Origin of the sequence: Acinetobacter sp. Leaf130 (genome assembly GCF_001423205.1) — a bacterium.
GTDB lineage: Bacteria > Pseudomonadota > Gammaproteobacteria > Pseudomonadales > Moraxellaceae > Acinetobacter > Acinetobacter calcoaceticus.
The window spans coordinates 1-20,644 of record NZ_LMOE01000012.1; the positions used below are offsets into that span (position 1 = coordinate 1).

Sequence of the window (20,644 nt, forward strand, 5' to 3'; positions counted from 1 at the left end):
CCGACAAAATCTGTGATTTTGTCGAGCTGACCGAAGAACGGCAACTACTCCCATTCGCCCCTGATCGGGATTGGCCGAGCAATCCCGCAGGGTTGCGACTTTAAGATTCTTTAGTAGTGAATATTTTAAATAATCCATATAAAATTGAGTAAATAAATAAAATAAAATAGAACCAAAAAAACCAAGTCGCTATTAATGGATTTTTAGCAAAAATTCCAATAATAGATAAGGCAAATAAGGTAAAACTTCCATAAAAGACAAATTTAACCCATCCTTTACGATCAAATAGATTTATGGCATATACAACCGAAATTATGATCTGTGGGAGGATTAAAAGATAAAGATCATTTAACGAAATCATACATTAGCTTTCCTCACTTTTTGAATTATCTACCACAGTGCTTTTTGCTTTTCTGGACTGTTCGCGCTCAGTGATAAATTTATCACCTGAAATTTTCAATTGTTGAAAAAGGCCATTGTTTGATTTTGCTTTTTCCATTGCATCTAAAAGCAATCCAGTAATGATACCTTTATCTTCAGTTGGGAAGTCTACCATTTCAAAAAGAGCACCAATTGAAATAAGCTTATGTTCACGTTTCTTGCGATCTTTAGCTTGGGCAGCTTGTGCATCTTTTTTCAAGCTTGCCAATAATTTTTTTTCATCCTCTTTGATTTTATCAAGCTCTAAACGTGCTTTATATTTTTTGAACTCATTCTTCATAACACGTTCAAAAGAGCTAATTTGCTGTTTAGTTGGGCTACCTGATTCGATACTACTAACTAATGTAAGAATTATATCTTCAGTTTGAGTTTTGTTCTCAAGCTTCTTTAGTCGCTCTATTTCTTCTGCAACAAATGTCTTTTGATCATTTGTAAATTTAAAATTTTCAAGATTCATAAAAATTACTCCAAATCATAAATACTGAGTAGAAATAATATCACAGTAAAAACTTCAAATTCTCAAAAAATATACTACTAAACAAAAAACCTTATGAGTTCGCAAAGGCAGAAACCCTGTCAATATTTTTCAGATCGAACGGCAGCCATAGGCTCACGGCTCGTCTGAAAACATATTGATCAGAACACCATATAAAAACACACTCTCAAAAAAGGGGGTGTTAACGAAGTGACAACCCCCATTGACCCACTGGCGAAGTGTTAGGGATTCATAAGGGAATTATTCCCTTATGTGGGGTTTGGGGCGAAGCTCCATATCTATAAAAAAACTTTACAAAAAAATCCCAAAATTAGCCAAAAAAACCGCTTTTAAAATCAATGCTTTGCATTTCTTTAAAAACGGACAAATGCAAGCATTTGTATTGTCCCTTGTAGCGAATATATTGAGAGGGTATCATGACTACAGCAGTAGGAATGCACGCTTACGCGTTTCTCTCCGAGAAACAAAAAAGCAAAAGCATCAAAAGGGCAAATATGGCGATCTATCACTTATCAGTAAAGAACGGGAAACAATACGGTTCTTCGGGAAGTCGAGGGGCAAGCCACTACGCCTATATAAACCGTGATGGAAAATATAAAAGAGATGATTTAGAGAGTCTTGAATCTGGAAACTTGCCAAGTTGGGCTAGAGATGCTGCTCACTTTTGGAAGTCAGCAGATAAGAATGAACGTATTAATGGTCGTATCTATAAAGAATTAGAAATCTCATTACCTAGAGAATTGAGTGAAGAACAACGACTTGAATTAGTTAGATCATTTGTCAAAGATACTCTAGGCGATAACTTCACATATTCATTTGCCATTCATACCCCTATTGCTAGTGATGGTGAACAAAACCCTCATGTTCATTTAATGTTTTGTGAAAGAAAGCTTGATGGTATTGAACGTACTGAGGAACAGTTTTTTAAAAGATATAACTCTAAGAATCCAGAGTTAGGCGGTGCGGGTAAAGATCGTTACTTCACTTCAAGAACTTTTGTTGTTGATACTCGTTTAGAGTGGGCTAACCATGTAAATGATTTTTGTGAAAAGCTTGGAATTGATGCGCGTATTGATCATAGAAGTTTTAAAGAACAGGGCGTTGAATTATCAAGCCAGAACTTTAGAGCTGAATACGTTAGTAATCATAAGTATCTTATTAATGAAGATATTAAGAAAGTACGTCAGCGCAATGGTGAAATTATTATTGAGCGTCCAAGTGAAGCAATACGTGCTTTAACTTCTAATCAATCTTACTTTACTTTCAGAGAACTTGAACGCTTTTTAATGGCTCATACTGATGGTGAGGAACAATATTTAAAAGCATACGAATCAGTTTTATTGTCACCTGAAATGGCAATGTTGCATGGTAAAGATCAGATTGTTCTTTCATCTAATGAATTAGTTGGAATTGAAGAATCTATATCTACTTTCATTTATAACGCTAACGAGCAAAGCCGTATTGAAAAACCTTTCAATCTAGTTGAGAAGTTGCCTTTAAATTCTGTACGTGTTGCTGAAACAAGAACATTTAATCCAGAACAAGAAAAAGCATTTTATACTTTAACTTCTACTGATCGAATCAGTTTACTTAATGGTTCAGCAGGTACAGGTAAGTCTTATGTTCTAAGTGCAGTTTCAGAAGCTTATAAAGATTCTGATTATAAAGTTTATGGTATTGCATTACAGGCAATTACTGCTAAAGCAATTTCTAAAGATTGTGATGTACCAAGTAGTACGATTGCTTCATTCTTATCTAAATATGAAAGTGGTAATTTAGAAATCAACAATAAGACTGTGTTGATCTTGGATGAAGCCGGAATGGTTGGTTCAAGAGATATGCAAAAACTTTTAATGATTGTTGAGAAGCATGATGCACAAATTAAATTAGTTGGGGATAGCTACCAGTTAAATGCTGTAAGTGCGGGTGCTGCTTTTGCTCATATTCAAAAATACCTTGATAGTAAAAATATTGCTTCACTAGAAGATATACAACGTCAAAAATATGCTGATGAAGCACCTAAAATGCTTGAAGCTTCTAAATTACTCTCTAAGCATGAAGTTGGAAAAGCAATTGACATTTATAAATCAATTAACATGATTAATGAGTATGAATCTCACGATTTAGCTATGGCTAAAACAATTAAGTCATGGGGTGAAGATTCTACTGAAAGTAAATTGATTCTTGCTCACTCTAATAGTGATGTTAATGAACTTAACTTAATGGCAAGAAGCTTGCTGATTAAGCAAGGTAAATTAAGTAAAGATCATGTGGTAGTACAAAACTATCAAGGCGATATTAAACTTGCTATCGGTGAGAAAATTGTATTTAAGCAAAACAATTCATATATGAATGTGAGCAATGGTGAAGTTGGTAAAGTTATTGGTTTTGAGAAAGATCAACATAATAATGTCAAATCAATGATGGTTGAGTCTGACTCAGATAAACGGGTTATTAAAGTTGATTTGAATGAATACAACCAATTCAAATATGGCTATGCAAATACAATTCACTCGTCACAGGGTATGACAGTTGATAGTGCTTATATTCTTGCAAGCGAAAACATGAATGCCAACCTTACCTATGTTGCTTTAACTCGTCATAAGAAAAACTTGCAAGTTAATTACAGTGCTCTAACTTTTGCTACTAATGAAAAGGAATTTGTTAAACGTCCAGATGGTAAGATTTCTTATGATCATAATTACCAACCAGTAGAAAAGCCAATTACTGCATTTGATAATTTCAAAAAGGTTCTCTCTCGATCTGAGACTAAAGCGTTTACTACTGATTTCTCAGTTGTAGAAGCTAAAGACAAATTGGTTAAGGCATATCTGCAAGATCATCGTCATCATATCGAGACTAAGCGTGAACTGTTTGGGTTGAATAGCCACCTTTACAACTTAACTTCAGAAAATAAAACATTCACTAAAGATGAAATTATTTCTGAAGTACGTGCAGAGTTGAAGTCAAACGCTATCTTGGGTGAGAACATTGTTAAGTTCCATGGAAAACTCGATATTGCTAAAGGTGAGTTATTGAAACTTGAAAGTGATGTAGAGATCAAAACTGGATTGTTTAAGAAAGTTACTTTTGAGAAAGGTACAGAATTTAAAGTTATTGATGCCTATAAAGTTAAAGATCAACCAGTCATGAAAGCAAGAATTAAAGGTAATGAGTTTGAGATTCCATTTAATAAACTGAATATCAGTTACTCAGATAAATACTTTAATGAGTTTAGAGATAAGTCTAAACATAGATTTGAAGCTCGTAATAAAACTGAGGTTTATAGTCAGTTTAGAGAACAGCTTTTAAAACAAAAAGCCAATGCACCTAAAGACAATTTGAATGCACCGAATCATCGCATCAAACAAAGCCATAACGTGCAAAAGCGTAATACTCCAAAAATCTAAACGAGGATTGTTTTATGAATAATTTTATCCATAACGGCAAACTTGTAAATGTTGAGGATGATGTTTTAACTCAAGCAATTTTGCAAGATTGTTATCAAAAGGGCATACGTCCTACTTGTTCATGTTTACCTGATAAAAATATCGAAATGTATATTGCCAAAATTGGCGATAACTTTGTTCTTAAAAGAATGCCAAATAGTGCAGACCAACATCACTTTGACTGCTTGAGTTATGAACCACCAAATGAAATTTCGGGTCTTGGTGAGGTCATGGGCGAAGCTATTAAAACTGATGAAACTGGTGCAAGCGTTTTAAAGTTTGAGTTCAGTTTATCTAAGAGTAACGTCACTAAGCAGGCACCTACACCAAGTGAAACGCCAAAAGATACAGTGAAAGCTGAAACGGCCAAACTTACTTTAAAGGGCACGCTTGATTATTTGCTTGATGAAGCGTTGTTGAACCGTCATAGACCTAATATGAGACATAATTGGTTCCAGTTCCGTAAGGCTCTAAAAATTGCATTAAACGATAAGAAGAACAAAAAGGATGATCTTAGTTCCCTGGTCTACATTCCAGAATATTACGATCAAACCAAACACAATGAAATTGAAGCCCGTAGAAAAGCTGAGCTTGCGGATCTGAAAGTTAAAGGTACTAAACGGCCATTAAAGATATTCATTGGCGTAATTAAGTCTATTGATGATGCTCGTTTTGATGGTGGCCGGATTATCCTTAAACATGCCCCAACGTTGCATTTATTCATGGATGCAAAAATGTATACCCGTGTTAAAAAACGCTTTGAACCGGAGCTGGAGCAGGCGCAGTATCATGAAGATGTAAGTCTACTTGCCATTGGTACTTTTGGCTTTGCTGATAGTGGTATCGCCAAGATCGAAGAAATCGCGTTGGTGCCATTAAATAGTAGTTGGTTGCCATTTGATAGTCTTGAAGAAAAAGAGCTGCTAGACACGCTTACAATGCAAAATAGATCATTCATTAAGTGTTTGCGCTACAATCTTTCAAAGAACACTCCAATTGCCAATATCCTTTTAACGGATACTGACCCACCAACAGCATTCTATATAACCAATAATGAAACTGAAGAATCATATATTGCTGAAGCTAAAGAGCTGATTGCTAACAGTGAGTTTGTTTCCGTTTTAGTGAATCTGGATAGAGAAGTGGTTGAGATACCGCCACCGCAGCACAAGCCTATGATTGAGTACAACGGATAATTAGAGGAGATTTTATGCGTCTTTTAATAGCACTTATTTTACCATGGTTGACCTTTTTTACGATTGGCCGTCCAATTGCAGGGGTAATATGCCTAGTGCTGCAAATTACAGTAATTGGGTGGCTTCCCGCTACGATCTGGGCTGTGTTTGCTCTATCTGAATATAAGACAGATAAGAAGATAAAAAAGGCACTGAGCCAGAACCAACAGTAAGATAAAAGAAAAGCCCCAATTATGGGGCTTTTTATTGATCTTCAGGACTAAACTAAAAAATAAGTGAATGTATGGCTGCATAATATAAGCTTATAACGATTAAAAAACCTGCTAATAAATAACAGTGCATTTTAATAATAAGATTATTGTTTATATTGTTGATGTTGTCGATAGTATCTTTGGCAGCAATAACGAGAGCTATTAAATATATAACAGGTGGATATGCGCTTAAATATATATTGTACTTAGAAAATCCAGTAGCTCTTATGAAAAGGTTGTCATTTAATGCGATCATGTTCATATAGGGTTTTATAAAAGGTGTTACATACCAATTGAAATATATGTAAATCAAGAACAACCAAATGAGTAGCGACAAGACTTTTAGCTTTTTGTTGGATTGAGTATTTTTTTTCATTTTATCTGTCTCCATGAATAAATCCTGAAACAGCAGCATCATTTAAAATAATTTCGGTTCCATTGGTTGCTTTAAAAAGGTAATTGCTTGTGAAAAAGTCATTTCTTAATTCACCTTTTATTAAGCATTTATCATTTTCTTGATCAACTATTTTGGTAATAGAGCAATAATCTTTACTTAAAAGTACAGTAGTATTTTTTGCAGGCACTAAATAGAAATAAAGCTTAAATATGAAAATAGAAACTATTACAAGTGCAATTAGGATTGTGTTGATATTTTTAAGCATAGTCTTTCTCAAGAACGATCAGTTGACGTTTATGGTGAATCATTTGAATTTTAAAACTCTTTCTAAGTAGATATTGCTGTAATCATAATCTGTCTTGTTGAAAATACTATCTATAAAAAACAATCTGGTTATTTCTCTATCTATATATAAAGTCGATTTTCTTATAGTCTGAATAAGGAAATAAAGAATTGATGTAATTAAATATAGGTAAGTAATAGATAGATAGGCAGGATAATTTATTATTTGTAATAAATTATCTGTAGTGATTTTTAATTCTGATACTGAAAAAATAAGAGATATACTCACAATTAAATAAATCAAGAAAGAGAATAGGAATCTAGGCATAAGATTCTTTAGTCTTTTTAAAAGGAATAACCAGAAAGCCTTTTGAGTTAAAGAATTTTTGATAGCTACTGGTAAATGCTTCATGTATTTTTTTTCATCTATACTACCCAAAATAATATCTCTATCAGTCTTTTGATCGTAAAGAATTATTTGATAGAAGCTTTTTACTTTCAACATTAGATGCACCTTTTTTGATAGAAATTATACCTCAATTTATTTTGTGAGTACAAAACAATATGGGTAATATTGTTTAACGGTTTAGGCAGTGAAGTATCTATTAAACTTTTCGTTATACTTCTGATATTCATAGAATTTAATTAGCTCAATATTAAAGTCTGTAAATAGGGACTTCAATTGAGAATCTAATGAATCTGAAATATCACCATGTTTATAGATCATAAGTATTGACTCTGACGGAAGAAATTTTGATGTATAGAAAAGAATCTTGCACTCAGAAAGATCAAATTTTTCATATAAGTAACTAAAGTCAGAATGGGGGATTAATATTAAGGAGTATGTTTTTAAAAAGTTATTTAGACCTGTGCGATCTAAAGCAATTAAATCTAAACGGGCTGTTAGTGGAACCTGTGTATTTAATCTGGATGCAATATACTGTGCTGAAGCTAGATGATGTGACCCACCATCATTGACGAGAAATAACTTATCTGACCAACCATACATACGGAAATAGTCACTTGGATATTTTCTACTGATAATCCGTATTTCATCCCAAGCTAAATTTCTTTTTAATTCTTCAGGACTAATTTCAAAATATTTAAGACACTTCATTTCTACAAAGTGAGTCATGTTTATAAATTCGTTTAAATTACTTTTTGAAGCTGAAAAACCGTTGATTTCTGAAATATCAATTGAGTAGTTTGATTTAGTTATTTTTGTGAATATAGAGTCGATTTTATTATTTAGATCATGAATTTCATCATGGTTAAAATTACCTAATATTTCTTTATAGTAACCACTTTCAAGCTCGACTAATCTATGTAATTCAGCTACACCAGTAGTCTTAATCGAATTTTTATTTAACCAGTATATTTTATTAGCTTCATAAGAATATAGAGCCTGTTCTATTTCTTTGCTGTTTGGATTGGTGTTTTCTTTATCCTGTATAAAACTTTTAATATTAAGCATGATTTCCTCAAGATTCTAAAACAGTATGTAGGACTGTCTTTAACTCATTAATACTCATTAGATATGGTGCCTGTAAAATGCCATCTATAAGCGTGATTATAAAGTTTGTTTTTTTCTTGTAGTTAGATACATAGGCATTAAAAAGTAGGTCACAGATAGTTTGATTTAGCCACATGTAATAGTCATCAATGATCAGCATACATGAACTATTAATGAGTTCTGCCTTAGCTTTCTGATAAAGCATTCCGTTATAACCTACACTATTTGATCTGGTGTAGAACCAGTCAACCACTATGTCGATTTGGCCTAGGTAGTCATGATCTGGTAAGGATTCTATAGCAACAATTAAACCTGACTTGATTTCAAAAATCTCATGGTTTAAACATGCTTCATAAATATCAACTTTAGCAGGGAAATACTTGTAATAAGTCATTTTCGCTACTTTTGATTCAATTATAATTCTATCTACACCAATAGAATTAAAGCCACGTTGATAATATAAATTTAAAGCAGTATTTAATATATCTGCCTGCTTGGTTTTATTTTTCTGCATCACTATTGCCTTGCTGATTAATCTGGTCTTTGAGCTTCTCCCTATAACGATTTAATGTCATGTAAGTTATTTTAAAGTCTTTGGCGATTTGACTATAAGATATACTCTTATACTCTGTTAAATTGCTTTGTTTCTTTTTTAATATTTCTACTAATTGAGCTTGTTGCTCTTTATCTAATGATGGTTTACGTCCCTTGTATTTTTTTGCACGTTTTATAGGGTCATTGAAAATATTGTCTATACCCTCTCTTTGAGTTTCTTTTATTACAGCTCTTTGAAATTGTGCAATTGCACCAAAGAAATGAAAAATCAACTCGTCCATTGGGTTATTACTGAGAGGATTAAAATTCAAATTCTCATGTATAAACTTTAATTTAACACCTTTTGCCTTAAACTGATTTACAAGCTTGATCAGTAAGCCAATATCACGGGCAAGACGATCTAAAGAATGGATTACCACGGTATCTCCAGTCCGGACATATCTAAATAGCTCTTGTAGTTGTGGGCGTTTTTCCTCTTTACCAGACACTTTATCTGTGAATACTACGTCACATTTAACGTCAGCTAATTGGCGTGAAGTGTTCTGATCTTTACTGGAAACACGGACATAACCAATTGTTTGAGTAGGCGGTGCAGATGATTGGTCTATCGCTTCCTCAATATCAATTGTTCGCGTGTCGTGAATTTCTTTCACCATAAAAACCTAACAAAATACATTAACCCTATTGTTATACCTGTAACAAAATTGATAATCAACCCTATTGTTATGGGTTATATGGGGGCGTAAAATTATAACAATAGGGTATACCCTATTGTTATATGGAGTGGGTGATGGGTTTAGTTTTGATAATTATCGTATTGCCATTTGCTATGAAGTGGTCACTCGATAGATACAAAACCGGAGAGAAATTTTTTCGGTATATTTTCTTTCTTTTTTCAATTCTTTTTGTCTGTGCATTATTTAAACTAATCACAAAGTTCTAAAGGATAAAGCAATGATTAATTTTGATGATTTAAATGAATCTGAGCTATATAGATTGGCTCAGTCCGGCATTGGTAACAGAATAAGCCTTAGAGCTTCAGGGGCATTACCTGAAGATGATAGAGAAGCCCTTTCTCAAGAGCTTCAAAATTTATACGTGCTTGATAAAGAACAGCTTATACAATCTATAAAGCGTCATGCTGAAGCGTTTAAGCATGAAAAGTCAAAACAATAGGTGAGCTATGGATAATCAATACAGACTAAGTGATGAAGAACATCAACAAGTCTTTGAGAAAATAAAAAAGGACTTCCTTAATAATTCACTGTCTGTAGTAAATCCAAAAGTAGTTATTACAGGTGGGCAACCCGCTTCAGGTAAAGGCAAGTTGGCTAGGGATGCAATAGATGAGTTTAAGGATAAAGGGGGGAGTGTAATCATCGACCCTGATCAATTGAGATCCTATCATCCTAAATATGACCACTTGCAGAACCTCGATGATAAGACCTCAGCAGGTTATACCCATCATGATGCTAAAAAGTGGAGTCTGGAGTTAATAGAAGAAGCCACAGCTCATAAGAAAAATATTGTACTCGATCAAACCAGTGCTGATTTTGACACATTAAAAAATACAGTACAGAACTTCAGGGATAAGGGCTATAAAAGTGTAGAACTGAAGATAATGTCTGTTCCAGAAATGACCTCCAGACAAGGCATTTATCATCGTTATGAAATGGAAAAAAGCCTTTATGGTACTGGCCGTTTTGTCAACGTGGACATACACAATGAAATCTACAACAAGCTTGAAAAAACTGTAGAGCGTTTGAAAGATGATCAGATCGTGGACAAGTTAACTGTTTATGATCGACATTACAAAACGATTGAGCAGAAAGATTTTACTCTGGAGAGAAACAGGGAGTTCACAGATCAAGAACGCCAACAACATGAGTATAAGTGGTTTAAAGTGATTGAATCTATGGAGACACGCTTTGCGCCATTTACCGAGTTAGAGATTGTGAAAGGGCTTCAGGAAAATGATAGGCTGAAGTTGAATAATCAAAAGTTGGTCAATGAACTTCCCCCAGTTGATATAAAAACAGGTGAAAGAATGGATATTCAGGTAGTTACAAATCAGACCAGTAACTTATTAGTTGCTAAAGATGGTTTTGAAAAACACGATGGTTATGTGTCCAAGAATATTAAATCTGAGGGACAAGATAATTTAATTCTCATGCGTCAAAACCGTGATCATATTGAGCTTATTAATGTAACCAAGAATGAGCTATTGCTTGATACGAAGATAGATAAGCACAACCCCAAAGAAGCCGAAAATATTACATTAGATACATACCAGAAAATTAAAGACCAGATCATTAGTTTGGAAAATAAAGTTACTCTTGAGATACAGCCACAAGAGCCAACAAAAGACATAAAGTTGAGTAAAGATCAAATCATCAATGATGTGCGAGTACACTTAAAGACTGAGGGTAAATTAGGCGCAGACTTTGCAAAGTCTGCAAATGGCGTAGCAGTAGCGCGTGGTGACTATATTAAGTTGACTGAAGCATACTCACAAAAAGATGGGTTGTTTAAATCAACTGAATTACCAAAAGGTGCCGAGGTAAGAATTACAGGCCATACTTCAAAAAAAGGTGAAACCTACGCAACTGGAACATATAACAATCGAGAAGTAGAACTGAAGATTAGAAACGTACAAGCAAGTTATGGTGATCAGTACCAAAAACAGTATGAAACTAATCCTAAAGTTAAACAGGCCGTAGATCAGAAAGCTACAGCGCAGCAAAACAACTTAAAGGCACCAGTTACCCCAAAGGCTCAAGAGTTGAGCGCGTCAACTCCAAAGCAAGATAAGCCATCTTCAAGAATGAAGTTTTAATAGTTTTTACGCCATTCATAAGGATTAATCGGATTAGGGCTTTTCCATAATCCGATTTTTTTTGTTCTAGCATTATTTTGAAGCTGTAAATATTCCTGATCTGCAAGTTTGTAACGGTATGCCCAAGCATACCCACTAGCGACCATTGCCTTATTTACGTTCAATTTATTCAAATAGACTTCACCGAGGAAACGGCCGTAATTATCAGTGCCGTGCTCTTTGATAAGAACATTTTGATTCATGACCATAGACATTAAATATTGTTTTGCTTGGACACTGTAGGGCTGTGCCGGAGCTGTTTTTTCTTTGTGTGAAACTTCAGGGGCATCTATATTAACCAACCTAACTCGATACTTAGCATTGTTAGGCTTGGTGACACTTATAGTATCACCATCATATACATAAGTGACTTTGGCGTAATAGTCGGCTTGGGTATGAGTACTTAAAAAAAGTAATGGAATTAAAAGTAGTTTTTTCATAACTCACCTTAGTAGTTACTTTAGTTCATCCTTTTTTTGAGGTTGAGTTGGCACTGTAAAGCCAACACCTTTACCTGAACGAATTGGAATGGCTAAATTAGGTTTATGATTATTGGGTAATTCATAAACTTTTATATCTGGTACACCTAATATTTTTTTTAAGTATTTCAACATTAAAGTTCCTCTCGATGCTTGGTCATTTCAGCAAATAAGCTGAAAAGACCAGGCATCTAATTTAACGATCAAATTTAAGAAGTTATGAAAGGCGGGAATTTGTCAGAATGGTCAATTAAAGGTTAGGATTTCTTTGACGCAAAACCTTTAATTCCTCTTTTGTGATCGCTTCCTGATTGATAACTTTGCTTTCAATAGTGTTGATCTGAGCATTTGCATTTACAGCTTTAATATAATTCATATCCTCTTGGCTTAACTCAGGCATAACATCTTCAGCAGAATATATTTGTTCAACTGGTTGTTTGGCTGGAGCTGCTTTTACTGTAACAACTTGAGCGTCTGGTTCAGGCTTTACCGGACTTGGTTTAGTTGCTTCAGGGACTTTTTTAACTTCAGTACCGGCTTTTACTTCAGTTTTAGTAATCGTGGTTGCCAGTGGGCTATTAGGGCTTTGACTAACAGTAACGGTTTTCGCGTCTGTTTTGACCTCTAAGGTGCCTTTTGTGGCTGTTAGTGATGGTTGCTCTACTTCAATTGCAACAGGTGTTTCTATCGCATTCTGTGCGGTTTCAGCATGGGTATTTAAGCCCACAAGTGCCAAACTTATTAAGAGGGTCTTTTTCATCGAGGAATCCTGAAAAATAGGTGTATGAGAGGACTTATAAAGTGCTCGACTACAGTTAGGGCGCATTATCTTCTAGCTGTCGTGTGAGCAAAGTTAGCTCTCGCTCAAAATTGCGATTGAACTCCGCTAAACCGTCTTCAGTCGGATGACCATTTTCCAACGTAACAAAGTGCATCATTGAGTTGGAAATTGCAGTAGGTAAGTTATGTGCTGAGTCTGCAAGCTCTTGAATTTTATTCATAGCACTGACAAGTCGTGAATGATTGATTTCAGCGTCATCACATAATGAGATTTTTGATAAAGAGCGTATTAGGAGTAAACATTTTGTAAGGGCAATTAAGCTGTCATGTTGGCGCTGCCATTGATCATTTTGAGCTTTCACAGCTTTTTTACGTTCCATTTTTAGCCTATATAAAAAATGTGTATGAAATTACTTATAAAGTGTTCGACCACAATAGATAAAAAAAGGCTAACAATAAAAATTGTTAGCCAGTATTTGAAGTTTAGTTACCAAACCAAGTCTTAAAGCTTTGGGTACTGGTAACACCGCTAGATGCGCTGTTAGATGCAAGGTTAGTCTGTACAGCAGATAACTTAGCACCAATAGAATTAATGTAGCCTTGTTCAATTGCAATGGCATTTGCCAAGTCTTGGGCTTCTTTAATATTACGAGTTGAATTGATTTTGTTCTTCAGAGAAGACAAGTTTGCAATATGCTCGTTTAACGCATTATACGAAGCATCACTGAATGCAAAACCAGTTTTCACAGTGTTGTAGTTACGCTTGTAAGAATCGTTTGATAACAATTCATTCATGCCTTGAGTGCCAATTGTAGTAAGCACTTTGTCATAAGTTTTTTGAGCTGTACCAAAGCTTCCAGTTTTTTGGTTAGCTACAACGTCTTGCCAAGAACCAGATACAACATCAACACTTTTGGTAGATGAGCCAATACCATAACTTCCAGTAGTAGACTCATATTGCTTCTTCATGATCTCGTATTGTTGCTGCATCTGCACCAACTGCTTAACCATGTTTGCGACCGCTGTAGGGTCAAAAACCACATCCCAAGCATTAGCCTGATTAGTTGTAAAGGCTAACGCAAGAGCGATAGCCGATACTTTTATTTTGTTCATTTTCATGATTTCACCTTTTCATTAAAAGTATCAACCCACTGGTTATAGGTTAAATTTTCGCCTTTATCTAAAATTTCCGCAAGTATGTTGTGTCTTACTTCATTACCAGAAAGAATCGGGATAATTTCTGACATATTTGAGAGGTCTAGTTTACTGATAACAGAATCATGAGAGTTCTTGATCATGAATAAACGTTTATGTGGAGGTGTGTTAACAACCCACTCGTATTCAAACTCTGTACAGCCTAGACCTGCTTTTTGATCATCACCCATATAGGTTTTTCGGTTCGCTTTATCGTTTGGCAGTAAAATTGTCGTTTTAAACTGTCCGATCAGGTCATCATCACTTGTGATAACTTCAGGCGTTGGAGTAACGAAAATCATCATACCGTTACGTCTACGGTATGTTGTAAGCATGATCTTTAACCACTCTTTGTTAATCGGGTTGCTGATATAACGTTGACCTTCCTCAACTACCACAATGAACGGTTTACCTTGTGACATAGCTAAGTCAATACGGTGGAAAATGTACATAGACATTGCACCGAGAACGACATCATTATTGATAACATTCTTCATTTCATAGCCAAAGATTCTAGCCCCCTCAATTGAGAAGTTATCATTTTCATTATCAAAAATGTTTGCCAAGTGACCAGAGCCAACCCACTTACTCATGCGTTCAGCAAGGTTATTATCTGTTGGCATACCAAAATAGCTAATGAAGTTTCTAAGGCGACGACGTGATTTATCGTAGCGATAAATACTTTCAATAACGTCACTGATTTTCTTTTCTTCAGCAGTAGTTAACGGCTTTGGATTACCTAGTTCGTTATAATCTTGACCCATAAAAGCGAAAAGTTTTGACAGGAATAAGCGGTTCCCTTCTGTGTCATCTAACTGCAAAGGATTCCAACCAGTAGGCACTAATTCACTTAATACAGTGTGATTACCACCCATTGCTTTTACCCAAACACTAGCCGAATATTCAAAATCGAAATGGAATATATAAGGTTCGTGTTTGTCAGCAGCCGTTAATAGAGCGTTAATTAAAGTGGTTTTACCACCACCTGTACCAGTCGTAATACGACAGTGGCCTACATCAAACTCATGGAAGTTAAAGAAGTAAGGTGTATTACTTATTGTCTTTAACTGGATGATGAAATCACCCCAATGGTTATTTTTTTTCTGACCAACAGGGCTATTATGGAGACTAGCAAAACCTGCAAAATTATTAGTATTAATCGTTGCAGGTCTTTGAAGCTTGTCATAATTGCCTACCAACATTGAATAGAAAGTAGGTTCAGCGATCAGATCCTCTTTTTTAGGTATCATGTGTTTTTGTTGGAAAGCCCCGCTAGTCTTTTGCATTGCATCCTTAAATGCCTCTTGATTACTAGCAGTAACTAGGACGTTAAGAGAAAAAATACCGTTCAATTGACGACCTGAAGCAAGATCATCAATAGCTTTGGTAATTGATTCAATTTGTGATGCTGATTTGTCTTTGGTACTAATTAACTGATTTTGTCGCTTCTCACTCATTTCAATAGATTTTTTTCTATCCATCATCATAAATGTTTCCGCGATAATTAAAGGATGATCAACTTCAAGAAACTTATCAATCATGGTGTGATCTGTTTCTTCAGGATACTGTGCAGTCGGTAAACTATAAACGGCACCTGCTTTAATTTCACCCGTAGGAAGATGGAACGTAATAGTCCCATCGGTTTTAAAAACTCTACGTGAAAAGCCCAAGTAATTTCTAATTTCAGTGGCGTAAAGTGGAATTTCAGCTTTTTGCTGATTCAGTAGATAGCTTAGAAAGTTGACAGTTTCCGAGTATAAAACTTCATCTTTAAAGTATGTTGTTAACCGTTTTGGTTGTGCATCTTGAAGATAGTTATTAAACATGCTTACTGCATTTTCTAATTCAGCAACCATTTGTTCTTTAATATCTGAAGCAAAGAAAAGATTTTTTAAGCGAAGTAAAGGCGGTTCGCTAGGGTTGTACTTACGAACGATTAAACTTACATAAATATCATTCTGGAACATGCGTTCCTTGCCGAGTTTTGAATAATATTTTTCATTAAAATTATTCGCAAATTCATTACCTGTTTCTTTAGGTTGATCTGCACTAACTTCATAACGATCATAATGAACCATAATAACGAAACGCGAACCGAGCTGTTTAAACATATCAGCACGATATTTTTTTAAAGTACGCAATTGAGCATAACTTTTAGTTTCGTATGTATAACCAGAAATTTTAAGGGTAGTGAAAATATCACCATTATTAAGCACTAGATTATGTTCATTAATATGGGTTATGTACGGTAAATTGTCGATTTCCATTTTTTCTTTACCCGCTAATTTTTTATGGCTGTATTCAAAATTTTCGTTTGAAACTTTTGCATTTGAGTCGTAACTATAGCCACCAAAAACTTTGATTCCTGATAACTTACGTTTAACTGCAAACCACCAATATGAAATTCCTCTATCTTCTTCATAGGTTAAAGCTGCAAGAACCAAATAAGAGATAACCACAATGGCTATCCCTAATTTCATAAAACCTAGAAGCATTAAGACTACGAAAACAAGACCACCCACAATAAAGAAGATACCGAATATATTCGCAGGTATATTCAGGTGTCTTGCAGCACGGGCAAGTCCTGCAAACAGCAAGTCTTTTTCTTCATCTTTTTCGGTAGTCTTGTTCATAATTACCTCAGATTAGTTAAAGAAGAAGCTACTGATTTCAGGGGCAAAGAAACACACTAATGCACCAACAACCATCCCGTAACCCCATTTTTTAACTCGTTCACTAGCACCGCCAAACATATTGAACGCTACCATGATACAGCCTGAAACGAATGCAACCGCAGCAATGATTACCAACTCGTCATTAAACTCACTGAGTTTTTGTGCGACACGTTGACCAAATGCAGCATTAGCGTATTGCGTATATAAAAGAATGAAAGCAAGAACTGAAAATTGTTTAAAGCGGTTTAATTGTTTCATGAGATTTTCCTCTTTAGAAAACTTGGACGTATTGACCATTGTTTAAAGTTTTTACAAATGAAGCTTGTTGCACTGATGCTTGTTGAGGCATTGATGCATTTTGATCAACTGGATAGTTTGCCCGTAAGCGAACAGGCTCAGGCCGAGAAGTGTAAGTATCCGGTACACTCTCATTAGAGTTGCCTGAATAAGTCGGATACTGTTTTTGTTGCCAGTTAGAAAGAACAAGAATATCGCTTGTTCTTTTTGGCTCAGAATTGTTTTTATTAAAGTTCTGGTAAGTTCCACCCCCGTTTAGTGCTAGGTATTTACTGGAAACAAAACGAACATAATTTTGCGTTTCGCGGTATGGAGGAATACCCCCAAACTTCTCAACTGCACCATGTCCCGCATTGTATCCAGCAATAACTTTGGTTAAGTCACCATTAAATCTTTTGGTCAGGAATGCAAGGTAACGTGTACCTGCAATAATGCTTTGCTCAGGCTCATATAATCGGCTTGGGTCTACACCCATCAAACGAGCTGTACTTGGAATAACTTGCATTAGGCCACGTGCATCTTTAGGAGAACGAGCATTAGCTTTGAATGCACTTTCTCTAGCCATAATTGCAGTCACTAGGTTAGGGTCTAGCCCGTTTGCTACTGAGTGCTTGTAGATCAGCTCGTCATAAGGCGAAGCATAGACAAGCAAGGGAGCACTACAAAAAATTCCGATTATCATGTTTTTAAGCATTGTCATTATTCCTTATAGAGTTATAACAGTATAACTCTACTAGCCTAATCCTCAAATGGTGTATTTGAAAATATTTGTTTCTCTTTCAAATATTCATTTAAATAAATTAAGTAGATTAAATTTTTGGTTAATCTACGGCCTGAAAATTCTTCAGGTACTTTTAATTCCCCACGCTTATATCGCAAAAAGTGTTCATCCATTTCTGCAAAAAAAGCATCACTTACATAAAGTTGTTCTCGTTTCATTTTCCTGTCCTTTTAGTTAAACCGCTAAAAATGAGTCAGTGACTTTATCATAAGAGCGATATTTCATTTTTATTAAAGTTGGTGGGTAATGACCGGAGAACTTTAAATAAAAATGAAGTGGACGAAGATTGCTGATTTCCTCTGCTTTAACAACGTGTTCTTTGTCTTTAACAAGCTCAACTTTTGCGTCTTTGTTTGCAGATTTCATACGTCTTAAAACTTCTACTGAGCCGAAAGCTTTTTCATATTCTTGTGGGGTGTAGGTGTCTTGGGAGTTAAGAGCACATACGCCAAAAGATGAAAAACAGCCACGTAAAGTCATGGCATCTTCACGGCCATAGATTCTGTTTAATTGAGCCAAACTTTGAATACCACAGAGAGCAATAAGTCTATGTTTTCGGCCTTTTGTTAACACAGCTTCTAAATAAGACAAACGGTTCAAAGAACCCAATTCGTCTATACAAAAAATGAAGTCTGAATAGTTATCAAAGTCAGATAAAAGCGAGCTACAAATAACGTCAGTAGCACAACTAACTAATGGTTGTAGGGCGGTGAGCTGATCTTCACGCCAAGTAATGAAAATATTGCCATCACCATGTTTTAAGAAATCACGAAATGAAAAATTTCCCTTTTGGCAATGGGTATGTGGCGTTAAATACGTGGTAACAATGCTTCTTAAAGTTCCGACTAATTCTTCATTACCTAATGCGCTATACGCATTTGTACCCACTAAAAAAGCCTTTAAATCGTCATCACTAGAAACCAATAAAATATTTTCAAAGTATTTAGATTTTTCAGCTCTATTTAGATCATCCATTTCAAGAATTTTTTGCATGGCTGCTACAACGATCTGACGAGCCATACGATTAAAGTTTTCATGTTGAGCATCTGATGATCTTGGAATGACCGTCATTGCATACGTTTCAATATCATAAGAATTACGGATTTCATTTAAGATCGACCAGTGTTTTGTTCGAGCATCAAACGGGTTAAAAATAACATCACCTTTCTTATAAAAAAGACTGGCGTATGTTCCGTTAGGGTCAATCACAATAAGCCTTGTTTTATTTCTCTTATCTTCAACACAAGAGCTAAGAAAATCACTGATGGATACTGATTTACCTTGACCAGTACCACCAGTTAAAAGGAAGTGCTTAAACTTCAAATCTTGCGGAACAGGTAGGCTGCAAAAGCGAACTTGACGCCCGCTTTCTTTAACCATTCTCTTTAATTTGAATGGACTTACTAATTGTAGGCCACGCAGTACACGAACGTATCTCTCTCCACCGAAAGGGGTTTTATTATTCTGGAAATAAAACCAAGCAAAGGCACTACTAACCAATAAAACGGTTAAAAGTATCAATACATATAAAGGCGTTTTAAACGTCAACGGTATTGCGTAAAGCAATGCCTGAGCTTTATGTTCTTTCGGAAAAATAAAAAACTTTGGTAGAAATATTAACCATGTGAACAAGGTAATAAGTACGACAGACATAACAGCCTGACCAAAGATTTTTTGAGATTGATCATTCATTTAACTGTCCCCAAATATTTTTGTACCGCTTGATGTGAGGCAACTTTGTAGCTTTCCATGCTTGACTGCATCATGAGCATGTTTGAACGCAATTTAGCTTGGTTCGCTTGCAACATACTGTTTTCAATCGCTATGGCATTTGCTAAATCTTTAGATTGCTTCAATGTGTTTGTAGACACTTGAGCTAATGACTTTAGATTTTCCATATTGCAGTTAACTTGTGTCCAAGCCACTTCGGCATCAACGTATGCAGTGTTTACACGGCTTGCAGTAACATTCTGGATTTTAGAAAGCTCACTACTTGCATAAACGCCTGTATTGGTGGCGATCTGACGCTGCAAATCGTTATAAGCATTCTGTTCTTTTGGATTGTTAAAAATATTGGTAGGTTGAGGGTCAAAACCATTAGGTAATTCAAAGCCCGCAATTTGCGCTACATTTGTTAATAATCCAAGTCCGGCCAAGCCTTTTGTAACGCTGTCATATTGACCTTTTAAAACCTGAATTTGTCTTAAAAGGTCTTGTACTTGAAGTGCTGCATTTGCATTTTTTGTAGGGTCGAAAACGACTTTACCCGCACCGCCTGTTACTGGAGGAACCGGAGGTAAATTAACTGGAGTATCAATATCTACATTTTCAGCTTCAGGAAGTTTTACAGGCTTACAAGCATTCTGAACTTCAAGTTTGGCCTGAATCTTTTTCTGATTTTCGTTTTCAATTCCTTTGGTCGATGGAGTGTTGCCACTGAAACCACCAGTAACAACGTTGCTACCAAAGTAAGAACCTGAGCCACCATAGTTTTTATAATACTGAGCGATTTTAGGCACATAATCTTGTGTCTCTTTCGGCATAACTTTTTTCTTACCTTTTAGATAAGAACGTAAATTTCCCATACCCCAGTTATATGCATATAGAGCATGAGGAATGTTGCCAAATTGCTGATTGAGCTGTTTAAGATAGCGTGTACCTGCATTCACATTTTGAGCAGGGTCATTAGGATTGGTTACACCAAGAGAACGTGCAGTTGCAGGCATTAACTGCATTAAACCCTGTGCGCCTACACCAGATGCAGCCGAGGGATTATGCGAAGATTCTTTTTTAATGACCGCATGAATTAATAAAGGGTCATAACCATATTTAGAAGCAGCCGTAGTAACAATGGTGTTATAAGGCAAATTTACCGCATCAACACTGAAACTACTTAAACCAACTAATACGCATAAAGCTATTCGTTTTAATTTCATAGTAATTCGTCCTTAACGCAACAGCTCAGTTAGACCAGGTATTTCAT

22 protein-coding genes are annotated in these 20,644 nt (G+C 35.4%); 5 read left to right on the plus strand and 17 right to left on the minus strand.

What is annotated here, in order from left to right:
- Nucleotides 1–364: 364 nt before the first annotated feature.
- Nucleotides 365–898 (minus strand): conjugal transfer protein TraD, encoded by a 534-nt coding sequence (locus ASF86_RS18555; RefSeq protein ID WP_056484429.1) that lies wholly within the window; start codon nucleotides 896–898, stop codon nucleotides 365–367.
- Nucleotides 899–1,431: 533 nt separating this feature from the next.
- On the opposite strand from ASF86_RS18555, the gene ASF86_RS18560 reads away from it, so the two are divergent.
- From ASF86_RS18560 to ASF86_RS18570, 3 genes are read left to right on the plus strand one after another with little or no spacing between them, the layout of a single operon-like run.
- A complete protein-coding gene (locus ASF86_RS18560; RefSeq protein WP_056484430.1) occupies nucleotides 1,432–4,347 on the plus strand; it encodes an AAA family ATPase in 2,916 nt (971 codons plus the stop codon).
- A 14-nt stretch (nucleotides 4,348–4,361) separates the two neighbouring features.
- Nucleotides 4,362–5,582, plus strand: a complete 1,221-nt coding sequence (locus ASF86_RS18565) for a DUF1173 family protein (RefSeq protein ID WP_056484431.1) — start codon at nucleotides 4,362–4,364, stop codon at nucleotides 5,580–5,582.
- A gap of 14 nt (nucleotides 5,583–5,596) precedes the next feature.
- Nucleotides 5,597–5,794, plus strand: coding sequence for a YqaE/Pmp3 family membrane protein (locus ASF86_RS18570; protein WP_056484435.1), 198 nt, complete (start codon nucleotides 5,597–5,599; stop codon nucleotides 5,792–5,794).
- A 416-nt stretch (nucleotides 5,795–6,210) separates the two neighbouring features.
- Here the strand turns inward: ASF86_RS18570 and ASF86_RS18580 are convergent, their stop codons facing one another.
- From ASF86_RS18580 to ASF86_RS18600, 5 genes are all read right to left on the minus strand, one after another.
- Nucleotides 6,211–6,495, minus strand: coding sequence for a hypothetical protein (locus ASF86_RS18580; RefSeq protein ID WP_056484440.1), 285 nt, complete (start codon nucleotides 6,493–6,495; stop codon nucleotides 6,211–6,213).
- A gap of 39 nt (nucleotides 6,496–6,534) precedes the next feature.
- Nucleotides 6,535–7,017, minus strand: a complete 483-nt coding sequence (locus tag ASF86_RS18585) for a hypothetical protein (protein ID WP_056484447.1) — start codon at nucleotides 7,015–7,017, stop codon at nucleotides 6,535–6,537.
- Nucleotides 7,018–7,098: 81 nt separating this feature from the next.
- Nucleotides 7,099–7,986 (minus strand): DUF6685 family protein, encoded by an 888-nt coding sequence (locus ASF86_RS18590; protein WP_056484451.1) that lies wholly within the window; start codon nucleotides 7,984–7,986, stop codon nucleotides 7,099–7,101.
- A gap of 7 nt (nucleotides 7,987–7,993) precedes the next feature.
- The gene (locus ASF86_RS18595) at nucleotides 7,994–8,539 is read right to left on the minus strand and encodes a TetR/AcrR family transcriptional regulator (RefSeq protein ID WP_056484454.1); all 546 of its coding nucleotides are present in this window, start codon (nucleotides 8,537–8,539) and stop codon (nucleotides 7,994–7,996) included.
- Entirely contained in the window at nucleotides 8,526–9,236 is a 711-nt protein-coding gene (locus tag ASF86_RS18600) for a recombinase family protein (RefSeq protein ID WP_056484457.1), read from the minus strand. Before ASF86_RS18600 ends, ASF86_RS18595 begins: the two co-directional genes overlap by 14 nt.
- Before the next feature lie 298 nt (nucleotides 9,237–9,534).
- On the opposite strand from ASF86_RS18600, the gene ASF86_RS18605 reads away from it, so the two are divergent.
- Nucleotides 9,535–9,756: a hypothetical protein gene (locus tag ASF86_RS18605; protein ID WP_056484460.1), complete on the plus strand. Its 222-nt coding sequence runs from the start codon at nucleotides 9,535–9,537 to the stop codon at nucleotides 9,754–9,756.
- A 7-nt stretch (nucleotides 9,757–9,763) separates the two neighbouring features.
- Nucleotides 9,764–11,416: a zeta toxin family protein gene (locus tag ASF86_RS19535; protein ID WP_081407788.1), complete on the plus strand. Its 1,653-nt coding sequence runs from the start codon at nucleotides 9,764–9,766 to the stop codon at nucleotides 11,414–11,416.
- Here ASF86_RS19535 and ASF86_RS18615 read toward each other — a convergent pair.
- The 11 genes from ASF86_RS18615 to ASF86_RS18660 all read right to left on the minus strand — a co-directional run bounded on the left by ASF86_RS18615 (nucleotide 11,413) and on the right by ASF86_RS18660 (nucleotide 20,597).
- Nucleotides 11,413–11,895 (minus strand): thermonuclease family protein, encoded by a 483-nt coding sequence (locus ASF86_RS18615; protein WP_056484463.1) that lies wholly within the window; start codon nucleotides 11,893–11,895, stop codon nucleotides 11,413–11,415. The two genes, ASF86_RS19535 and ASF86_RS18615, sit on opposite strands and share 4 nt — an antisense overlap.
- Before the next feature lie 15 nt (nucleotides 11,896–11,910).
- The gene (locus ASF86_RS19700) at nucleotides 11,911–12,069 is read right to left on the minus strand and encodes a hypothetical protein (RefSeq protein ID WP_155860181.1); all 159 of its coding nucleotides are present in this window, start codon (nucleotides 12,067–12,069) and stop codon (nucleotides 11,911–11,913) included.
- 115 nt (nucleotides 12,070–12,184) lie between these two features.
- On the minus strand, nucleotides 12,185–12,694 hold the full coding sequence (locus ASF86_RS18620) for a hypothetical protein (protein ID WP_056484466.1): 510 nt from the start codon (nucleotides 12,692–12,694) through the stop codon (nucleotides 12,185–12,187).
- Between the two features lie 55 nt (nucleotides 12,695–12,749).
- On the minus strand, nucleotides 12,750–13,094 hold the full coding sequence (locus ASF86_RS18625; RefSeq protein ID WP_056484468.1) for a hypothetical protein: 345 nt from the start codon (nucleotides 13,092–13,094) through the stop codon (nucleotides 12,750–12,752).
- 103 nt (nucleotides 13,095–13,197) lie between these two features.
- Nucleotides 13,198–13,833, minus strand: a complete 636-nt coding sequence (locus ASF86_RS18630) for a type IV secretion system protein (protein WP_056484469.1) — start codon at nucleotides 13,831–13,833, stop codon at nucleotides 13,198–13,200.
- Nucleotides 13,830–16,541: a type IV secretion system protein VirB4 gene (locus ASF86_RS18635; RefSeq protein ID WP_056484471.1), complete on the minus strand. Its 2,712-nt coding sequence runs from the start codon at nucleotides 16,539–16,541 to the stop codon at nucleotides 13,830–13,832. Before ASF86_RS18635 ends, ASF86_RS18630 begins: the two co-directional genes overlap by 4 nt.
- A 12-nt stretch (nucleotides 16,542–16,553) precedes the next feature.
- On the minus strand, nucleotides 16,554–16,841 hold the full coding sequence (locus ASF86_RS18640; protein ID WP_005254915.1) for a TrbC/VirB2 family protein: 288 nt from the start codon (nucleotides 16,839–16,841) through the stop codon (nucleotides 16,554–16,556).
- Nucleotides 16,842–16,854: 13 nt separating this feature from the next.
- Nucleotides 16,855–17,574, minus strand: a complete 720-nt coding sequence (locus tag ASF86_RS18645; RefSeq protein WP_056484472.1) for a lytic transglycosylase domain-containing protein — start codon at nucleotides 17,572–17,574, stop codon at nucleotides 16,855–16,857.
- Between the two features lie 44 nt (nucleotides 17,575–17,618).
- Nucleotides 17,619–17,819 (minus strand): hypothetical protein, encoded by a 201-nt coding sequence (locus ASF86_RS18650; RefSeq protein ID WP_056484474.1) that lies wholly within the window; start codon nucleotides 17,817–17,819, stop codon nucleotides 17,619–17,621.
- 16 nt (nucleotides 17,820–17,835) lie between these two features.
- Nucleotides 17,836–19,353 carry a type IV secretion system DNA-binding domain-containing protein gene (locus ASF86_RS18655; RefSeq protein ID WP_056484476.1) on the minus strand — a complete coding sequence of 506 codons (1,518 nt, stop codon included), beginning with the start codon at nucleotides 19,351–19,353 and terminating at the stop codon, nucleotides 17,836–17,838.
- Nucleotides 19,350–20,597 carry a lytic transglycosylase domain-containing protein gene (locus ASF86_RS18660; protein ID WP_056484479.1) on the minus strand — a complete coding sequence of 416 codons (1,248 nt, stop codon included), beginning with the start codon at nucleotides 20,595–20,597 and terminating at the stop codon, nucleotides 19,350–19,352. Before ASF86_RS18660 ends, ASF86_RS18655 begins: the two co-directional genes overlap by 4 nt.
- Nucleotides 20,598–20,644 lie beyond the last annotated feature (47 nt).